Annotated in this window: 12 protein-coding genes; 11 read left to right on the top strand and 1 reads right to left on the bottom strand. The window is 45.8% G+C overall.

Annotation, left to right across the window (positions count from 1 at the left end; translation table 11 throughout):
• Window positions 1-76 precede the first annotated feature (76 nt).
• Window positions 77-1,102, top strand: coding sequence for a 16S rRNA (guanine(1207)-N(2))-methyltransferase RsmC (gene rsmC / locus VHA02S_RS00335; RefSeq protein ID WP_009698733.1), 1,026 nt, complete (start codon window positions 77-79; stop codon window positions 1,100-1,102).
• Here rsmC and VHA02S_RS00330 read toward each other — a convergent pair.
• Window positions 1,099-1,332, bottom strand: coding sequence for a hypothetical protein (locus VHA02S_RS00330; RefSeq protein ID WP_029790366.1), 234 nt, complete (start codon window positions 1,330-1,332; stop codon window positions 1,099-1,101). The two genes, rsmC and VHA02S_RS00330, sit on opposite strands and share 4 nt — an antisense overlap.
• Here VHA02S_RS00330 and VHA02S_RS00325 point away from each other — a divergent pair.
• The 10 genes from VHA02S_RS00325 to VHA02S_RS00280 all read left to right on the top strand — a co-directional run bounded on the left by VHA02S_RS00325 (window position 1,331) and on the right by VHA02S_RS00280 (window position 18,562).
• Complete coding sequence (locus tag VHA02S_RS00325; RefSeq protein WP_009698734.1) at window positions 1,331-4,717, top strand: response regulator; 3,387 nt, start codon at window positions 1,331-1,333, stop codon at window positions 4,715-4,717. The genes VHA02S_RS00330 and VHA02S_RS00325 overlap by 2 nt on opposite strands.
• Window positions 4,718-5,537: 820 nt before the next feature.
• Window positions 5,538-7,220 carry an ABC transporter substrate-binding protein gene (locus VHA02S_RS00320; protein ID WP_005446317.1) on the top strand — a complete coding sequence of 561 codons (1,683 nt, stop codon included), beginning with the start codon at window positions 5,538-5,540 and terminating at the stop codon, window positions 7,218-7,220.
• A 170-nt stretch (window positions 7,221-7,390) separates the two neighbouring features.
• A complete protein-coding gene (locus tag VHA02S_RS00315) occupies window positions 7,391-8,377 on the top strand; it encodes an ABC transporter permease (RefSeq protein WP_005446316.1) in 987 nt (328 codons plus the stop codon).
• Between the two features lie 2 nt (window positions 8,378-8,379).
• The gene (locus VHA02S_RS00310) at window positions 8,380-9,405 is read left to right on the top strand and encodes an ABC transporter permease (protein ID WP_005446315.1); all 1,026 of its coding nucleotides are present in this window, start codon (window positions 8,380-8,382) and stop codon (window positions 9,403-9,405) included.
• Window positions 9,406-9,407: 2 nt separating this feature from the next.
• A complete protein-coding gene (locus tag VHA02S_RS00305; protein ID WP_005446313.1) occupies window positions 9,408-10,391 on the top strand; it encodes an ABC transporter ATP-binding protein in 984 nt (327 codons plus the stop codon).
• A 48-nt stretch (window positions 10,392-10,439) separates the two neighbouring features.
• Entirely contained in the window at window positions 10,440-11,435 is a 996-nt protein-coding gene (locus tag VHA02S_RS00300) for an ABC transporter ATP-binding protein (protein ID WP_005446311.1), read from the top strand.
• A 71-nt stretch (window positions 11,436-11,506) separates the two neighbouring features.
• Window positions 11,507-13,246 (top strand): glycoside hydrolase family 9 protein, encoded by a 1,740-nt coding sequence (locus tag VHA02S_RS00295; RefSeq protein ID WP_038897995.1) that lies wholly within the window; start codon window positions 11,507-11,509, stop codon window positions 13,244-13,246.
• Window positions 13,247-13,248: 2 nt separating this feature from the next.
• Window positions 13,249-14,139, top strand: coding sequence for a glucosamine kinase nucleotide-binding domain-containing protein (locus VHA02S_RS00290; RefSeq protein WP_009698737.1), 891 nt, complete (start codon window positions 13,249-13,251; stop codon window positions 14,137-14,139).
• A gap of 8 nt (window positions 14,140-14,147) precedes the next feature.
• Window positions 14,148-16,067, top strand: a complete 1,920-nt coding sequence (locus VHA02S_RS00285) for a beta-N-acetylhexosaminidase (RefSeq protein ID WP_009703765.1) — start codon at window positions 14,148-14,150, stop codon at window positions 16,065-16,067.
• An 86-nt stretch (window positions 16,068-16,153) separates the two neighbouring features.
• On the top strand, window positions 16,154-18,562 hold the full coding sequence (locus VHA02S_RS00280; RefSeq protein ID WP_009703764.1) for a glycoside hydrolase family 94 protein: 2,409 nt from the start codon (window positions 16,154-16,156) through the stop codon (window positions 18,560-18,562).
• The last annotated feature ends 67 nt before the right edge of the window (window positions 18,563-18,629 follow it).

Below are 18,629 nucleotides of genomic sequence, written 5' to 3'. Positions count from 1 at the left end.
TCGCTGCTTAATCACTTCAAGCTTGGGGCAGATTGTGCGAAAATCTGCCCCTAATTATTTCTGATGAACCAAATTTATGTCTGCTTATATTGCTCCTAGCCAAATAGCTCAGCGCCAACTTGAGTACTTTAACGGAAAACACGTTTTAGTCGCTGGTGAAGTTGAAGATCTATTTCCTCTCGAGTTAGTGGCTCATTGTGAGTCAGTGGAGGTTTTTACTTCTAACTACAGCTACTACCGTCAAATTCGCACATCGAACAAGGTGAAGAGCCACTTTGGCTCAGAGTTTGATATTGAGACACAAGCAGACATGGTGCTTCTGTACTGGCCAAAAGCTAAATCTGAGGCAGAATACTTGCTGGCAATGTTGATGGCGAAACTTGGCATCAATACAGAAATCGTCGTCGTTGGTGAGAACCGTTCAGGTATCAAGAGCATTGAGAAAATGTTCAAAGAGTACGGTCCAGTGAACAAGTACGACTCAGCTCGCCGTTGCTCATTCTACTGGGGTACTTGCCTTAACCAGCCAAAGCCTTTCAATCAAGCAGATTGGTTTAAATCCTACACCGTCACTTTGGGTGAGCAATCACTTACAGTTAAGAGCCTTCCTGGTGTATTTAGCCATGGTGAGTTTGATTTAGGCAGTCAATTACTGCTTGAGACTTTACCTAAACTATCTGGCAAGGTGCTCGATTTTGGCTGTGGTGCAGGAGTGCTGGGTGCATTCATGGCCAAAGCCAACCCAGATATCGCGATTGAGATGTGTGATATTAACGCTTATGCCATCACATCAAGCCAAGCAACATTAGAAGCGAATGGCATAACTGGACGTGTGTTTGCTTCAGACATCTATTCCGATACGGCAAAAGATTATCGCTTTATCGTCAGTAATCCGCCGTTTCACAGTGGTCTAGATACAAACTACAACGCTGCGGAAACACTCTTGGGTCAAGCACCACAATACATGACTAAACAGGGTGAAATGGTGATTGTGGCAAACAGCTTCTTAAAATACCCACCAATTATTGAGCAAGCATTCAATAATTGCGAGACGCTAAATAAGACCAATAAATTCTCGATATACTACGCGAAAAAATCCTAATCTCTCTTTGCGCAGGTGAAATCCTGCGCAAACCTTTGCCAAAATTCATTCAACTCAACGAAAAACTGCGTCTCTCCCCACGCTTTCCAATCAACTTTCTTGTCAAAGAAAAAAAACTCGTTAATTTTGTTAATTCTATCGAATTTAACTTCTTGTCCGTTTTTAACGAGAACCTTGGCAAGCCCCAGTAAATTGGTCGCTGCCCTTTTATGAGTTGTAATCTTATCCATGTTTAAATTCTACAAAAAGCAGAAATTTAAGCGCCTGCAAAGCACGCTAATGACCGCGTTTTTGGTTCTTAGTATCACGCCACTGACGATAACTGCGATTTTCTTCCTGCAATCACACAGTAAAGATCTTCAAGAACAAAGCACATCGCACCTTCTTTCAGTTCGTGATACCAAACAACAACAAATCATCGACTACTTTGCAGCTCAAGAGACTGAAGTCATGGGCTTCGTACGCTCCGAACTTGCTTACGCCAGCGGCGGACGATTCTACGGTTTGGTCAATGCGTTTAGTCGCTTGGGTCACGATATTGATGAAGCCAGAGAAAACGCACAGCAGCGCTATATCAAAGGCAGTGGCGATCAAATCAAAACCTCGATTTTACCGGAATCATCTAACTACGTTGGCAGCGAACGTTACCGCCTATTGCACAAACGTTACCACTGGGCATACCTAGAGCTGTTAAAGCGATCTGATTTTAATGACATTTTATTGGTTGATATCGATGGTAATGTCACTTACTCAATCAATAAAGACGACAACTATGGCACTAACCTACTGACAGGACGCTACAAAGATACGGCGCTAGGGCGCACCTTTAAACGTTTGTCTGAAGATGTGAGTGCACGTCGTAAGGTCAATGAAGATTACACGCCAGTTGTCGTGTCTGACTTTGATATCGAAAACGGTAAACAAGTCGCTTGGCTCGGCGCACCGATTGTCCAACAAGGCTACCTGCACAGCTATGCGATGTTCCGCTTACCAAACAACGGCATTACTAAGCTTATTGCTGAAATCAACCGCGATTCCTCGATTGAAACCTTACTAGTGGGCAGCGATCATAAACCTCGCACCATTAACACCAAACAGGAAGAAATCCAAAACAGCTTAGAGATTGTCGATAAAGCACTCGCAGGCGACACAGAAGTAGGTACTTACAGCAACCGCTTGGGTGAAGAGATGATTGCGGCATTTGCGCCAATTGAAACTCGCGGTCTAACTTGGGCGATTGTCGTACAACTTCCAGAAAAAGAAGCCTTTGCTCGAGTCCACCAGCTCGAGAAGCTGTTTGTTATTGCGATGCTGATTGCGATCATCTTGGTTGTGATCGCCTCACACTACTTATCTAATTTCATCACCTCCCCGCTTCTTAAGCTGACTTGGGCAGCAGAGAAAGTATCTGCTGGTGATCTGGACGAAACGACCTTTAATACAGAGCGTAAAGATGAAATCGGTCGACTCGCGATCAGCTTTGAGCGCATGCAACGCTCAATTCGAGAAAAGATCCAAACCATTAAGCAGCAAAATGAAGAGCTAGAAAGCAACATCAAATTGATCCAAAAGCAAAACGAAGAATTGCAGTTGGCAGACAAGCTGAAAGATGAGTTCCTAGCGACAACCTCTCACGAGTTACGTACACCATTACACGGTATGGTCGGCATTGCAGAGACTTTAGTATCTGGTGCTAATGGTGCAATTCCTGCGAGTCAAAAATACCAATTGGATATCATCATCAAAAGTGGTCAACGTTTGGCAAATCTTGTTGACGATTTATTGGATTACCACAAGATGCGCTATGGCAGCATGGATATCCAAAAATCGGCAGTGAGCCTAGCAAGTGCGACTCGCTTGGTGCTTGAGCTTTCAAGTCATCTACTAGGTAACAAGACGATTCGTATCATTAACCAGGTCCCTGCCGATCTAAAAGCGGTGTCTGCCGATCCACAACGCTTGGAACAAGTACTGTACAACCTAATTGGTAATGCAATTAAATATACTTCTGAAGGTAAGATCGTAATTTCTGCCACCGTCGTGGACGATCAAGTCCGCGTACAAGTGGTTGATACTGGCCAGGGTATCCCGGCTGAACATCTTGAGCATATCTTTGAACCTTTAATTCAAGCCGGCCAAGACGCTAGTCGCTACCGTCAAGGCGCTGGTTTGGGTTTATCAATCAGCCGTCAACTAATCGAATTGATGGGTGGATCGTTATATGTAAGTAGTCAACCAATGGTCGGCACTACATTTAGCTTTACTCTGCCACTTGCTAATGAAGAAGAGATTCAAGCAACACAGAGCCTTGCGGCGCGTGGACACTTCCAAATTCCAGAAGCGAACTTTGAAAACAACGACGACTTATCATTACCAGAGAACCCTGATGGTCCGCTGTTGTATGTTGCTGATGACGAACCGGTTAACTTACGCGTTCTTGAAAGCTTCCTAAGGCTTGAAGGCTACCGCGTACGCACTATTTCTGATGGTCCTGAAACACTTGCTTTAATCGAGCAAGAAAAACCAGAGTTGCTTCTACTCGATATCATGATGCCAGGCATGAGCGGCTATCAAGTATGTAGTGAGCTTCGAGAGACCTATGATCACGCAGAGCTTCCGATCATTATGTTGACGGCCTTAAGTCAGACAGAAGATCGAGTAAGAGGCTTCGAAGCAGGTGCGAATGACTACTTAACCAAGCCATTCAATAAGCAGGAACTCGCCGCACGTATTCAAGCGCACTTGACCGCAAGTAAAGCAGAAATGCGCCACATCGAGAACAAGTTACTGGAATCGGAGCTGCGCCAGCGTGCTGAAGTAGAAGCTAGCTTGCTTGAGACTCAAGGTCGATTATTAGAACAACTAGAATCAGCACCTGAAGCCATTATTTGCCTTCGCGAGGATCAACGTATTCGTTTTGCGAATGAAGCGGCATGTAAGCTATTTAAACGCAGCTTAGAGCAGTTAAAACGCTCTTCGGCAGATGAACTTATTGCACCTAAATTCCTGACAGTTAAACAACCACATTACTGTGGCAAGATTGATATTTACATCGAAGATATTCGTCAAAACATTGAAGCAGACATTCTCAAATTACCTGAAGGCTCTGGTCTAGATGTTATGTACATCTTTAACGTAGGCGGTGGTGCAAACGCAGCTCGTATCCATAATCTAGAAACCGCGGTTGAAGTTCTATCAAGTTATGCGTTTGATGGTGATAAAGACCAATTGCAGAAGCTGAAAGAACTTGGCGGTGAGTTTACTCGCCTTGCAGATAAAGCATTGGGGAACAAGAAAGATAAACAAGAGCTGATGCGCGAAGTGTTGGTCGATACGATGACTCATGCATTGGAATACTGGGAATCAGTGACTGGAGAAACTAAGTTTGCTTTTGCGGAGCAAAGTGGTTTATGGCGTGTCTACCTCGACCGCAGTACGTTGCAAACTCGGACACTCGATAAATACATGCGCATTGAGACATTACCAAAAACACCGCGCTGGAGAACGGTTCTAAGCTCAATCGAGTTCATTCTTGAGCACTGTAAAGAACAAAGCCCTGAACGAGCTTACATTGAAGCGCAACGCGATAAAATGCAAAGGCTCCTTACAAGTTAATACCAAACAGCAAATACTAGCCCCGCCACTTAGGCGGGGCTTTTTTATCCCTGCCATTATCCATTGCGCAGTAATGCTTCTCCATACTCACCGTAAGAAGCAAGCAATGGAGCTTACAGAGCAGCGATGGGACTGAGCAATTAACGTATAAGAAGCTGGAAGCAAGCTATCAAAACCAAAAGCAACGGCATTTGTAGAAACAATTCAAGTCGTGTTATTCCTTGCTCATTCCTTACCGTAAATTTTCTTAAAAAGTACCTTTAAAACACTTCCTTTCCTGAATAAAAAAAGCATAATCAGCAGCCCATTTTTGCTGTTAAAACGCACTTATTTTTCCTCAACAAGGGAAAATTGAGCAACATTTGATACAGATTGCGAAGTCAATCACAACAGAACGGCAGATTAAATTTCACCTAGTTAATTAACAAAAATTTCAGGTGTGAGCCAGATCCCCAATGCAATACAACCACAGAAAAGCCTCTACATGACTACATAGTTAAGTAAGCGAACACTAACACACAATGTTAAAGTGGATATAAACTGCGACGCATATCAACGTTTATTTTTTAGCCTTGAGTGACTTAAAAACGAGCAAAATGACGTTTATGACGGAGTTGGTATGGTTTTTAACGTTTTTAACGGGAATCGAGTTTGATTATTTTGTGGATAAGGTGTTTTCTTACTCCTGCCTAAGGCCTACAGGCCACTCTTAGAGCGACGCAAATTACAGTGAAGCGAAGAGGTGGGTCTTGGAGAGTGTTTATCAATTGATGACATTCAATTCCATTAGTGAAATGAAAGCAAATAGTAAGGAACAGCTATGCTTGCCAATATTAAAAAAACAGCACTAGCAACAGCAATTATTGCAACGGCTACTACAGGTTTCGCATCAGTAGCTACAGCCGCTGAGCGCAGTGAACTGACTATCCACCCTAAAGAGTTTACAACTTTTGTTCGTAACTTTAACCCTTTCTTGGGTGCAACAAACCTGCACACAACTACTGACTTTATCTACGAGCCACTAGTTGTTTTCAACGAAATGCACGGCAACACGCCAGTATTCCGTCTAGCAGAAAACTTCCAAATGTCTGACGACCTAATGAGCGTAACTTTCGACATTCGTAAAGGCGTGAAATGGTCTGACGGTCAAGCGTTTACCGCTGATGACGTTGTTTACTCTTTCAACCTAGTAAAAGAGAAGCCAGAACTAGACCAATCTGGTATCAACTCTTGGGTTACTGGCGTAGAGAAAGTTAACGATTACAAAGTTAAGTTCCGTCTAAGCGAAGCAAACTCAAACGTTCCTTACGAAATTGCTAAAGTACCAGTCGTACCTAAGCACGTATGGAGCAAAGTAAAAGATCCTTCAACGTTCACGAACGAGAACCCAGTAGGTACTGGTCCGTTTACAGAGATCGACACTTTCACTCCGCAACTATACATCCAGTGTGAAAACCCGAACTACTGGGATGCAGCTAACCTAGACGTTGACTGTTTGCGTGTTCCTCAAATCGCGAACAACGACCAGTTCCTAGGTAAGATTGTTAACGGCGAAATGGACTGGACTTCTTCATTCGTTCCAGACATCGACCGCACTTACGCAGCAGCAAGTCCTAAACACCACTACTGGTACCCGCCAGCAGGTACTCAAGCGTTCGTAGTTAACTTCAAGAACCCAGATGCAGCGAAGCACGAAGCACTAACTAACGTTGACTTCCGTCGCGCATTCTCTATGGCTCTTGATCGTCAAACTATCATTGATATCGCATTCTACGGCGGCGGTACAGTGAACGACTTCGCATCAGGTCTTGGCTATGCATTCGAAGCTTGGTCTGACGAGAAGACTCACGACAAGTACAAAGGTTACAACTCGTACAACGCTGAAGGTGCTAAGAAGCTTCTAGCGAAAGCTGGCTTTAAAGATGTAAACAAAGACGGTTTCGTTGATACGCCATCTGGTAAGTCTTTCGAGCTACTGATCCAATCTCCAAACGGTTGGACTGACTTCAACAACACTGTACAGCTTGCTGTTGAGCAACTTGCAGAAGTAGGCATCAAAGCACGTGCTCGTACGCCAGACTTCTCTGTGTACAACCAAGCAATGCTTGAAGGTACTTACGACGTTGCGTACACCAACTACTTCCACGGTGCAGACCCATATACTTACTGGAACAGTGCTTACAACTCAGCACTACAATCTGGTGACGGTATGCCTCGCTTCGCGATGCACTTCTACAAGAACGACAAGCTAGATGGTCTTCTAAACAGCTTCTACAAGACAGCTGACAAGCAAGAGCAGCTAGAAATCGCTCACGGTATTCAGCAAATCATCGCTCAAGACCAAGTTACTATCCCTGTGATGTCTGGTGCTTACATGTACCAATACAACACAACTCGCTTCACTGGTTGGTGGAACGAAGAAAATCCTAAGGGCCGTCCAAACATTTGGGCTGGTATCCCAGAGCGTCTACTTCACGTACTGGACCTAAAACCAGTTAAATAAGTAGAAGTTCATTTCTAGCGGCACACATCCCGTGTGCCGCCTATAAAAATCCCCTTGTGACCAAACCAACATATGGCGCTCGTCGTCAGGGGATTTTTCGCTCTAAATTTCGCTAGGAGCGACCTGAAACCAGAAACAGGGAAAAAATCTGGGTGAGTAAGGTGTGAGTTATGGGTTATTTTTTAAGACGTTTGTCGTTCTATCTTGTCGCGCTCTTGGTTGCAGCGACGTTAAACTTCATTATTCCGCGAGCAATGCCTGGTGACCCAGTTACCATGATGTTTGCTAACGCATCAGTACAGGTAACGCCAGAGCGAATCGCAGCAATGAAAGAGCTGCTAGGTTTCGTAGATGGTCCAATTTACATTCAGTACCTGTCATACATCAAAAACATTCTAAGCTGGGAGCTAGGTACTTCTATCCAGTTCTACCCGCTTTCAGTTAACTCTCTACTAGGTGGTGCATTCGGTTGGTCATTGTTCCTAGCAGGTACTGCAGTAGTGCTATCGTTCTCGATTGCTTCTGTACTAGGTATCTTCGCAGCTTGGAAACGTGGTAGCCGATACGACGCATTCGTAACACCGGGCACACTTATTGTTCAGGCGATTCCACAAATGGTAATCGCGATGCTAGCACTGTTCATCTTTGCCATCGGTCTTAAGTGGTTCCCATCAGGCTACGCATACACCCCGGGTACTGTGCCAGATTGGACAAGCTGGGAGTTCCTAAAAGACGTTGGTTACCACGCTATTCTTCCATTGTTCTGTGCGACGATTGTTCAGATCGGTGGCTTCCTAGTAAACATGCGTAACAACATGATCAACCTTCTTGCTGAAGACTACATCACGATGGCAAAAGGTAAGGGTCTGAGTGAAAACCGTGTGGTATTCAACTACGCAGCTCGTAACGCACTACTACCAAGTGTAACCGCACTTTCAATGTCTCTAGGTATGGCAATCGGTGGTCAGCTAATCATCGAAATGATCTTCAACTACCCAGGTCTAGGTACGGTTCTTCTTAACGCAATTCACGCACGTGACTACCAAGTACTTCAAGGTCAGCTAATCATCATGACGATGTTCATGCTTTGCTTCAACCTAATGGCTGACATGCTGTACATGATTCTAGACCCTCGCCTACGTAAGGGAGGCAAATAATCATGAAAGAACTATTTAAACTGATTTTAGGTAACGCGTTCGCACGTGTTGGTTTGGCAATTATCTCGGTATTCATCTTTGTAGCAGTAGCTGCACCTTTGATTACTCAACATGCGCCAGATAAGCGCACTGGTAACCCACATGAATACCCTGGTTTTGTTGTAAAACAAGCACAAAATAACCCTGATGGCTGGGTTGCAAAAAACCTAGCAGATGATCGTCGCACGCTGCTGATGTCGAAAAAAGCAGACCACGTTCTAGGTACATCTCGTATGGGGCGTGATATCTGGTCTCAAGTTGCTTACGGCGCTCGAGTATCGCTGGGTGTTGGTTTCGGCGCGGGTATTATCGTGTGTTTCTTAGCAACAGTTATTGGTATCTCAGCGGGTTACTTCGGCGGTCGTGTCGATGACGTATTGAGTGCTGCAATGAACATTATGCTGGTAATCCCACAATTACCATTGCTCTTTGTACTCGCAGCCTTCATCGGGGAGGCTGGACCGCTCACCATTGCATTGATTATCGCCGGTACCTCCTGGGCTTGGGGTGCACGTGTTGTGCGAGCTCAAACCATGGCACTACGCGAGAAAGAATTCGTTAAAGCAGCAGAGGTTCTTGGTGAATCATCCATTCGCATCATCTTCGTTGAGATTTTGCCAAACCTTATCCCAATCGTAGGCGCAAGCTTCATCGGTTCGGTAATGCTAGCAATCAACACAGAAGCCGTCATCTCGTTCCTAGGTCTAGGCGATGCCAATACCATCAGTTGGGGCATCATGCTGTACAACGTACAAACTTCATCAGCAATGCTTATCGGAGCATGGTGGGAAGTGCTAGCTCCTTGTATTGCACTGACTCTATTGGTTACTGGTCTTGCTCTACTGAACTTTGCAGTAGATGAAATTGCTAACCCACAACTTCGTTCTCACAAAGGCATGAAGCGCTGGAAGAAAATGGCAGCACAAGACAAGAAAGAGCGTGAGCCAGAATTGGCACCACAAAATGCACTATGGAGCGGAGATAAATAATCATGACTGCACCACTAATTTCTATCCGTAACCTATGCGTAGACTACATTACAGACGCGGGCGATGTCCGCGCATGTAACAACGTTAGCTTCGACATTGCACCAGGCGAAGTATTCGGTCTGGCTGGTGAATCTGGCTGTGGTAAATCCACTGTTGCTTTCTCGCTAATGCGCCTTCATAAGCCGCCAGCATTTATCACAGGTGGTGAGGTTATTTTCAATGGTGAAGATATCCTCAAATACAGCGATGAACGCATGCAAGCGTTCCGCTGGAGCGAAATGTCGATGGTATTCCAAAGTGCGATGAACGCTTTGAACCCAGTACTAACGATGGAAGAACAGTTCTGTGACGTCATTATGCGCCACACCAACATGACTCGCGCTCAAGCAAAAGTACGTGCAGAAGGTCTGTTGGAAATCGTAGATATCCACCCTAGTCGTCTGAGCGATTACCCGCACCAGTTCTCTGGTGGTATGCGTCAGCGTCTGGTTATCGCTATCGCTTTGGCTCTGAATCCAAAAATGATCATCATGGATGAACCAACAACAGCGCTAGACGTTGTGGTTCAACGCGAAATCCTGCAAAAGATTTACGCACTTAAAGAAGAATTTGGCTTCTCGATTCTGTTCATCACCCATGACTTGTCATTGATGGTCGAGTTCTCTGACCGCATCGGCATCATGTACTCGGGCGAGTTGATTGAAGTCGCGCCTTCTAAGCAAATTTTGGAAAGTCCTTACCACCCTTACACCAAAGGTTTGGGTAGCTCTTTCCCTCCACTAACTGGTCCTAAGACCAAATTAACTGGTATTCCGGGCAACCCTCTGAACTTATTAGAAGTTCCACAAGGCTGCCGTTTCCAAGCTCGCTGTGACCGCGTCCATGAAGCTTGTACAAGAGTACCAACTCAGCTACGTCAAATAGAACCTGGTCGTCTCTCAAACTGCCACTTGTACGGCGACACCATTGCTCAAGCTAAGGTTTAACAACAAAAAATAACGCTAGCTAAGAAGAAAATTACACTGGAGAGAATTATGAGCAAACAATTCGGCGAACTGCTGATTGAAGGTAAAAATGTCGTTAAAGACTTCCCTTTAAACAGTAACTCAATCAAACAATCTAAGATGCGTGCAATCAACGACGTATCTTTCAAAATGTACAAAAGCCGCGGTTTGTCAGTAGTAGGTGAATCTGGTTCAGGTAAATCTACTACCGCAAAAATGATTGCGAAAATGTATGCACCAACGGATGGCATCATCGAATACAAAGGGCGTGACATCCAAGACATCACCTCTCGACACGATTTGATGACCTACCGCGAAGGCGTACAAATGGTATGGCAAGACCCGTTTGGCTCGCTAAACCCAACACACAACATCTTCCACCATATTGCTCGCCCACTGCTGATCCACAAAAAGATCGCTCCGGGCAACAAGAAAGAGTTGGAAGAGCGCGTGTATGATTTGTTGGAACAAGTTGGTCTGATTCCACCAAAAGAGACGGCACAAAAGTTCCCGCACCAGCTTTCTGGTGGTCAGCGTCAACGCGTGAACTTGGCTCGCAACATTGCGGTTGGTGCAGAAGTGGTATTGGCTGACGAACCAACATCAATGCTTGATGTATCGATCCGTGCTGGTGTTCTCAACCTAATGGAAGAGATGAAGTTTGAGAAGCAAATGTCTCTGCTTTACATCACTCACGATATCGCGACAGCACGTTACATTGCTGAAGATCTTGCAGTTATGTACGTGGGTCACATGGTTGAATGGGGAGACACTGAAGAAATCATCCACGATCCGCAACACCCATACACACAACTACTGGTTTCAGCGGTACCCGATCCATCGAAGTCAATTCACGAGAAGTTGAAAGGTAACAAAGGTGAAATCCCACTGTGGACACCAGAATCAGTCGGTTGCCCATTTGCAGGACGCTGCGTTCATGCCACAGAAAAATGTCGTGAGCGACTGCCAGGTGTGACTCAATTGTCCGATAACCATTTTGTTCGTTGTTACTTATTCGAAGATTAATCATAACGAGGGTCAGGTATCAATCTGACCCCTTTTTCCCTTTGTATTTTATTGTTTCCCGGAGAAATTGAATGCTGCTACTGACTAACCATATTGGTTACGAGCGTCTGGGTCCTAAGAAAGCGATCATCCAGACGAGTCAACCACGTCTGTCTTCTTATACTGCTTTATTGGTTTGTGCCGACAGCCACCAAACTGTTGCGACACTGACAGTAGAAAAGCAAGGCAAAGTGGCAAATTGGCATCAAGGTCATTTTTACCTTGTCGACTTTTCTTCATTTAACACTCCCGGTAACTACTACCTTCGCTTCGATCATTTGCGCTCATCTCACTTTGAGATTGGAGAGCATGTTCTTCTCGATCGTACGCTGTCTGATGTGATCCATTATTTTAAATCTCAACGCTGCGGCGGCATTTTCGATCAACAAGATCGCCAAGCACCGCTACTTAACTCTAGCGAAACCGCAGATGTTCACGGCGGTTGGTATGACGCATCAGGCGACGTCAGTAAATATCTAAGCCATTTGTCATACGCAAACTACCTAAATCCACAACAGACACCGATGGTAGTTTGGAACATGTTGAAAGGATTATCTCTGCTCGAAGGTAACGACAAACTGGCTAAGTTCACGGCCACTCGTCTTGTTGAAGAAGCGTTATTTGGCACAGACTTCCTTGTTCGTATGCAAAATGAAAAAGGCTTCTTCTACATGACCGTGTTCGACAAGTGGAGTAAAGATACAGCGCAACGCGAGATTTGCGCGTACGAAACTCAACTTGGTCATAAGTTCGATGACTATCAAGCAGGCTATCGACAAGGTGCAGGCATCAGCATTGCAGCATTAGCTTCAGCAGCACGCCTAGATGTTCATGGCGAATTCGACCAACAAAAATACCGTAATGCGGCAGAAAACGGTTACTGGCACCTAAAAGAACACAACACCCAATACTTGAACGATGGTGAAGAGAACATCATCGATGAATACTGTGCGCTTCTTGCCGCTGTAGAGCTATTTAAGACCACCAAAGAGATACGCTACCTAGAAGAAAGCCGCGTATGGGCAAAACGTCTTTCAACTCGCCAAACAAGTGATGAGAACATTCAACACTTTTGGAGCGCTAATCAAGATGGCAGTCGACCTTACTTCCATGCAGCAGAAGCAGGACTTCCTGTGATCGCACTATGTGAATACTTAACCATCGAAGACGACTCTGAGCGCGCATCGGTAGCAAAGCAAATCATCACTCAAGCGTGTGAATTTGAAGTCTCTATCACCAACAAAGTTAAGAACCCATTTGGCTACCCACGCCAGTACGTTAAAGGCGTAGATGAAGCGAAACGTGATGCGTTCTTTGTCGCACACAACAACGAATCAGGTTACTGGTGGCAAGGTGAAAATGCTCGCCTAGGTTCACTGGCAACCATGGCTTATGGGGCACTCCCTTTCATTGAGTCAAAAGCGCTAAAACAGCAGCTTTCTAAACTCGCACAAGATTCTATTAACTGGATTGTGGGGCTGAACCCATACGACATGTGTATGTTGGATGGTCATGGTCGTAACAATCCGGACTATCTTCCTCAATACGGTTTCTTCAATGCAAAAGGTGGCGTGTGTAATGGCATTACCGGCGGTTTCGAAGATGAGGAAGACATTGCATTTAATCCACCAGCGCAGAAAGACGACATGCTTCAGAACTGGCGCTGGGGTGAACAATGGATCCCACATGGTGCTTGGTTCCTACTCGCGGTGATGAGTCAGGCTCAGCACATCTCGACTTTAGCCAACTCTCAAGCCTTCAAGGAGCAATAAACATGGGGATGTATTTTGTAGGTATTGATGGAGGCGGCACGTCATGCCGCGCTCGAATCAAAGATGCACAAGGCAACTTCATTGGTGAAGCCAAAAGCGGCAGTGCAAACATCATGCTGGGCGCAGACATCGCGATGGCGTCGATTCTGGAATCTATTGCTTCAGCGGCAGCACAAGGCGGGCTAACTCAACAAGATTTCGCTTCTATGCACGTAGGGCTGGCTCTAGCAGGTGCGGAACATAAAACCTCTTGGCAAGCATTCATGGCTTTAGAACACCCATTTGCCAGTATGACACTCAATACCGATGCTTACGGAGCATGTATTGGTGCGCATAACGGTGAAGATGGCGCAATCATGATCGCAGGAACAGGTTCATGCGGCATTTTCCTCAAAGGTCTCGAGCAACATGTCGTTGGCGGTCGTGAGTTCCCAATCTCCGATCAAGGTGGCGGCGCAGTCATGGGGTTGCGTCTGATCCAACAAGTCTTGCTGGCAGAAGACGGCATTCGTGAAAAAACACCTCTAGCAGCACACGTAATGGCACATTTTGAAAATGATATCGACAACGTAGTGGCATGGTCTAAGCAGGCTCTACCTCGCGATTACGGTCAATTCTCTCCAGCAATTTTCCAACATGCTGAACAAGGTGATGCACTGGCGATTGAAATGCTAAAGCAAACCGCAGCCGATATAGAAATGTTCTTAGTCGCGCTGAATAAGCGTGGGGCTACTCGTATCTGCCTAATGGGCAGTATCGCAGAGCGAATCCTGAACTGGTTATCTCCACCAGTTCAACAGTGGGTGGTTGAACCTCAGTTTGATGCGATTGAAGGAGCCATTATGTTTGCTGGTAAGCCAGAACATAACCTTTACTCGGTGAGTGTTGAGTAGGAGTGAACATGGAATATCGTGTTGATTTAGTGGTCCTTTCTGAACAAAAACAAAACTGTCGCTTTGGACTCACCTTTCATAATTTGAGCGACCAAGACCTAAACAGCTGGGGCTTAACTTTTGCTTTCGATCGTTACATTCTTCCAGATAGCGTTTCAAATGGTCAACTTACTCAGATTGGTAGTTTTTGCACACTCAAACCAGAAGGTATAGTGCTGGCTGCCAACCACCACTATTACTGTGAATTCAGCATTGGCTCTAACCCATTCCGTTATTATTCGGATGGCTTTAATGAAGCGATGATCGACTTTGTTGTTGATGGTCAACCTCAACGTGCTCAGGTCGATGTTACCCCTATTGTTTTGGCTTCACCATATCGGGAACGCAGCGATATTCCAGCAAGCTTAACGCACGCTCAACCGTTATTGCCAAAACCAAACCATATTGAAGTCAGCGACCACTCGTTCACTTTTGACGAACAAGCTGGCGTTGCAATTTATACCGACTTAGCTAACTCAGCAAAAGCGTGGTTACTAGAAGAGCTCCAGCGTATTCACCAATTTACACTTTCTTCTTCTAACAGCGGCAAAATCATTTTCAAAAGCAACCCAACACTGGATGAGGGGGCATATAAGCTCAAAGTATCAGAAGAGTCGATCAAGATTGAAGCAGGCTCTTCATCTGGCTTTACCCATGCTTGTGCAACTTTATTGCAGCTACTAAAACGAGATGAAGCAACCAAAACCATGGAAGCAGTGTGCTGTTCGATTATAGATAGCCCACGCTTTCGTTATCGCGGCATGATGTTGGACTGTGCTCGCCATTTCCATTCCGTAGAGCAAGTAAAACGCCTGATCAACTTGTTGGCGCATTACAAGTTCAACACGTTCCATTGGCATCTCACTGACGATGAAGGCTGGCGTGTCGAGATCAAATCACTGCCTCAGCTTACGGAAATTGGCGCATGGCGTGGTATCGATGAAACCATCGAGCCACAATACACCCATTTATCTCAACGCTACGGCGGCTTCTACACGCAAGAAGAAATCCGAGACGTTATCGCATTTGCAGAGCAACGTGGTATCACCATCATTCCTGAAATTGATGTACCTGGTCATTGCCGCGCCGCAATTAAGTCTCTGCCTCACCTGTTAATTGAAGCAGAAGACACCACTGAGTACCGCAGCATTCAGCATTACAACGATAATGTCATTAACCCAGCTCTTCCGGGCAGTTACGAGTTTATCGACAAAGTACTTGAAGAGATCGCTGCTCTATTCCCTGCTCCTTATGTTCACATTGGCGCGGACGAAGTGCCTAACGGCGTGTGGTCGAAAAGTCCTGCTTGCCAAGCCCTAATGGAGCAATTGGGTTACACCGATTACAAAGAGCTGCAAGGTCACTTCCTGCGTCATGCAGAAGACAAACTGCGCAAACTGGGTAAACGCATGCTGGGTTGGGAAGAAGCTCAACACGGCAACAAGGTCAGCAAAGATACCGTGATTTACTCATGGTTGAGCGAAGAAGCAGCATTGAACTGTGCTCGCCAAGGCTTTGATGTGGTGCTGCAACCTGCACAAACTACTTATTTGGATATGACCCAAGACTACGCACCAGAAGAGCCTGGAGTGGACTGGGCTAACCCGCTGCCATTAGAGAAAGCTTACAACTACGAGCCGTTAGCAGAAGTGCCTGCTGACGATCCAATCAGAAAACGCATTTGGGGCATTCAAACCGCTCTATGGTGCGAAATCATCAACAACCCATCGCGCATGGACTACATGATTTTCCCTCGCCTGACTGCCATGGCAGAAGCATGCTGGACTGAAAAACAACACCGCGATTGGACCGACTATTTATCACGGTTGAAAGGACACCTACCTCTGCTTGACTTGCAGGGGGTGAATTACCGTAAACCGTGGAAGTAATACCAAGCCAGATGCCAACGCATCACGCTTAAAGAGTTTTTAAATTTTTGGCTGCAGGCGCAGCTTAGTAAAAAGGAAATACACAAATGAAATACGGCTATTTCGATAACGAGAATCGCGAATACGTCATCACTCGCCCTGACGTACCAGCACCATGGACAAACTACCTAGGTACTGAGAAGTTCTGTACAGTTATCTCGCACAACGCGGGTGGCTACTCGTTCTACAACTCTCCAGAATACAACCGTGTTACTAAATTCCGTCCAAACGCGACATTCGATCGCCCAGGACACTACGTTTACCTGCGTGATGATGAGACAGGTGATTACTGGTCAATCTCTTGGCAACCTGTTGCGAAAAGCCTAGATGAAGCAAACTACGAAGTTCGTCACGGCTTGTCTTACTCTAAGTTCAAATGTGAATACAGCGGTATTACCGCGACGAAAACATTGTTCGTTCCAAAAGGTGAAGACGCTGAAATCTGGGATGTAGTGATTAAAAACACCTCCGACAAACCACGCACGATCAGCGCATTCTCATTTGTTGAGTTCTCATTCAGCCACATTCAATCTGATAACCAAAACCATCAGATGTCTCTTTACTCAGCAGGTACGGCTTACAACGAAGGCGTGATTGAGTACGACCTGTACTACAACACGAACGATTTCGAAGGTTTCTACTACCTAGCTTCAACATTTGACCCAGATTCATACGACGGTCAACGTGACAGCTTCCTTGGTCTATACCGTGACGAAGCAAATCCGTTAGCAGTGGAACAAGGTAAGTGTTTCAACACCGCACAAACTTGTTACAACCACTGTGGCTCTCTGCACAAGCAATTTACCATCCAACCAGGTGAGGAAGTTCGCTTTGCTTACATTCTAGGTATCGGTAAAGGCAACGGTGAGCGTCTGCGTGCTAAGTACCAAGATCTTGCAGAAGTTGACAACGCATTTGCTGGTATCAAAGCACACTGGGATGAGCGTTGTGGCAAGTTCCAAGTGAAATCACCAAACGAAGGTCTAGACACCATGATCAACGCTTGGACGCTATACCAAGCGGAAACTTGTGTCGTTTGGTCTCGCTTTGCTTCATTCATCGAAGTGGGTGGTCGTACTGGTCTGGGTTACCGCGATACAGCGCAAGATGCGATCTCAGTTCCTCATGCTAACCCTGCAATGACGCGTAAACGTATCGTTGACCTGCTACGCGGTCAGGTGAAAGCGGGTTATGGTCTACACCTATTTGATCCAGATTGGTTCGATCCAGAAAAAGCTGACGTTAAACCATCGAAATCACCGACAGTTGTTCCTACTCCGTCTGATGAAGACAAGATTCACGGTATCGAAGACACATGTTCGGATGACCATCTATGGTTAGTCCCAACCATCTGTAAGTACGTGATGGAAACGGGTGAACATAGCTTCTTCGACGAAGTGATCCCTTATGCTGACGGGGGTGATGCCACGGTTTATGACCACATGAAGGCAGCACTAGACTTCTCGGCTGAATACGTAGGTCAAACCGGTATCTGTAAAGGTCTGCGTGCAGACTGGAACGACTGTCTAAACCTCGGTGGTGGTGAATCTTCAATGGTTTCGTTCCTACACTTCTGGGCACTGCAAGAGTTCATCGACCTAGCGAAATACTTAGGTAAACAAGCTGACGTTGAAAAATACACGGAAATGGCAGCAAACGTTCGTGAAGCATGTGAAACACACCTTTGGGATGACGAAGGTGGTTGGTACATCCGTGGTCTAACGAAAAATGGTGACAAGATCGGTACAGCGCAACAAGCGGAAGGTCGAGTACACCTTGAGTCAAACACGCTTGCGGTACTTTCAGGTGCGGTATCTCAAGAGCGCGGTGAAAAAGCGATGGACGCAGTCGATGAGAACCTGTTCTCTGAATATGGCTTACACCTAAATTCACCATCATTCGCAACACCAAACGATGACATCGGCTTTGTGACTCGCGTTTATCAAGGCGTAAAAGAAAACGGGGCAATCTTCTCACATCCAAACCCATGGGCTTGGGTAGCTGAGGCTAAATTAGGTCGTGGTGACCGTGCAATGAAGTTCTACGATGCACTAAACCCATACAACCAGAACGACATCATCGAAAAACGTATTGCAGAACCTTACTCGTACGTACAGTTCATCATGGGTCGTGACCACCAAGACCACGGTCGTGCAAACCACCCATGGTTAACAGGTACATCTGGTTGGGCTTACTTCGCCGTAACCAACTTTATCCTCGGTGTGCGTACAGGCTTCGATGGCCTGACCATCGATCCTTGTATCCCAACGAACTGGCCAGGTTTCGAAGTGACTCGTCAATGGTTAGGTGCAACGTACAACATCAAAGTCGTTAACCCTGATTCAGTGAGCAAAGGTGTTAAGTCGATTACCGTAAACGGTGAAGCGGTAAGTGGTGCATCGGTGCCAGTTCAAGCGCAAGGTTCAGTAAACGAAGTTATCGTTACTCTAGGTTAATCATCTTTTAGGGGAGTCCTTCTCCCCTTTTGGTTTATCCGGTGCACTTGAGTTTGATAAGCGCATC

It is taken from the genome of Vibrio harveyi NBRC 15634 = ATCC 14126 = KCTC 12724, assembly GCF_001591145.1.
GTDB classification, from domain to species: domain Bacteria; phylum Pseudomonadota; class Gammaproteobacteria; order Enterobacterales; family Vibrionaceae; genus Vibrio; species Vibrio harveyi.
The sequence above is the reverse complement of the archived record's forward strand: the minus strand, read 5'-3'. Positions and strand labels throughout refer to the sequence as shown.

Bases quoted from the DNA above. Each gene is read 5' to 3' on its own strand.
- rsmC (WP_009698733.1), top strand. From the start codon at position 77: ATGTCTGCTTATATTGCTCCTAGCCAAATAGCTCAGCGCCAACTTGAG.
- VHA02S_RS00325 (WP_009698734.1), top strand. From the start codon at position 1,331: ATGTTTAAATTCTACAAAAAGCAGAAATTTAAGCGCCTGCAAAGCACG.
- VHA02S_RS00330 (WP_029790366.1), bottom strand. From the start codon at position 1,332: ATGGATAAGATTACAACTCATAAAAGGGCAGCGACCAATTTACTGGGG.
- VHA02S_RS00320 (WP_005446317.1), top strand. From the start codon at position 5,538: ATGCTTGCCAATATTAAAAAAACAGCACTAGCAACAGCAATTATTGCA.
- VHA02S_RS00315 (WP_005446316.1), top strand. From the start codon at position 7,391: ATGGGTTATTTTTTAAGACGTTTGTCGTTCTATCTTGTCGCGCTCTTG.
- VHA02S_RS00310 (WP_005446315.1), top strand. From the start codon at position 8,380: ATGAAAGAACTATTTAAACTGATTTTAGGTAACGCGTTCGCACGTGTT.
- VHA02S_RS00305 (WP_005446313.1), top strand. From the start codon at position 9,408: ATGACTGCACCACTAATTTCTATCCGTAACCTATGCGTAGACTACATT.
- VHA02S_RS00300 (WP_005446311.1), top strand. From the start codon at position 10,440: ATGAGCAAACAATTCGGCGAACTGCTGATTGAAGGTAAAAATGTCGTT.
- VHA02S_RS00295 (WP_038897995.1), top strand. From the start codon at position 11,507: ATGCTGCTACTGACTAACCATATTGGTTACGAGCGTCTGGGTCCTAAG.
- VHA02S_RS00290 (WP_009698737.1), top strand. From the start codon at position 13,249: ATGGGGATGTATTTTGTAGGTATTGATGGAGGCGGCACGTCATGCCGC.
- VHA02S_RS00285 (WP_009703765.1), top strand. From the start codon at position 14,148: ATGGAATATCGTGTTGATTTAGTGGTCCTTTCTGAACAAAAACAAAAC.
- VHA02S_RS00280 (WP_009703764.1), top strand. From the start codon at position 16,154: ATGAAATACGGCTATTTCGATAACGAGAATCGCGAATACGTCATCACT.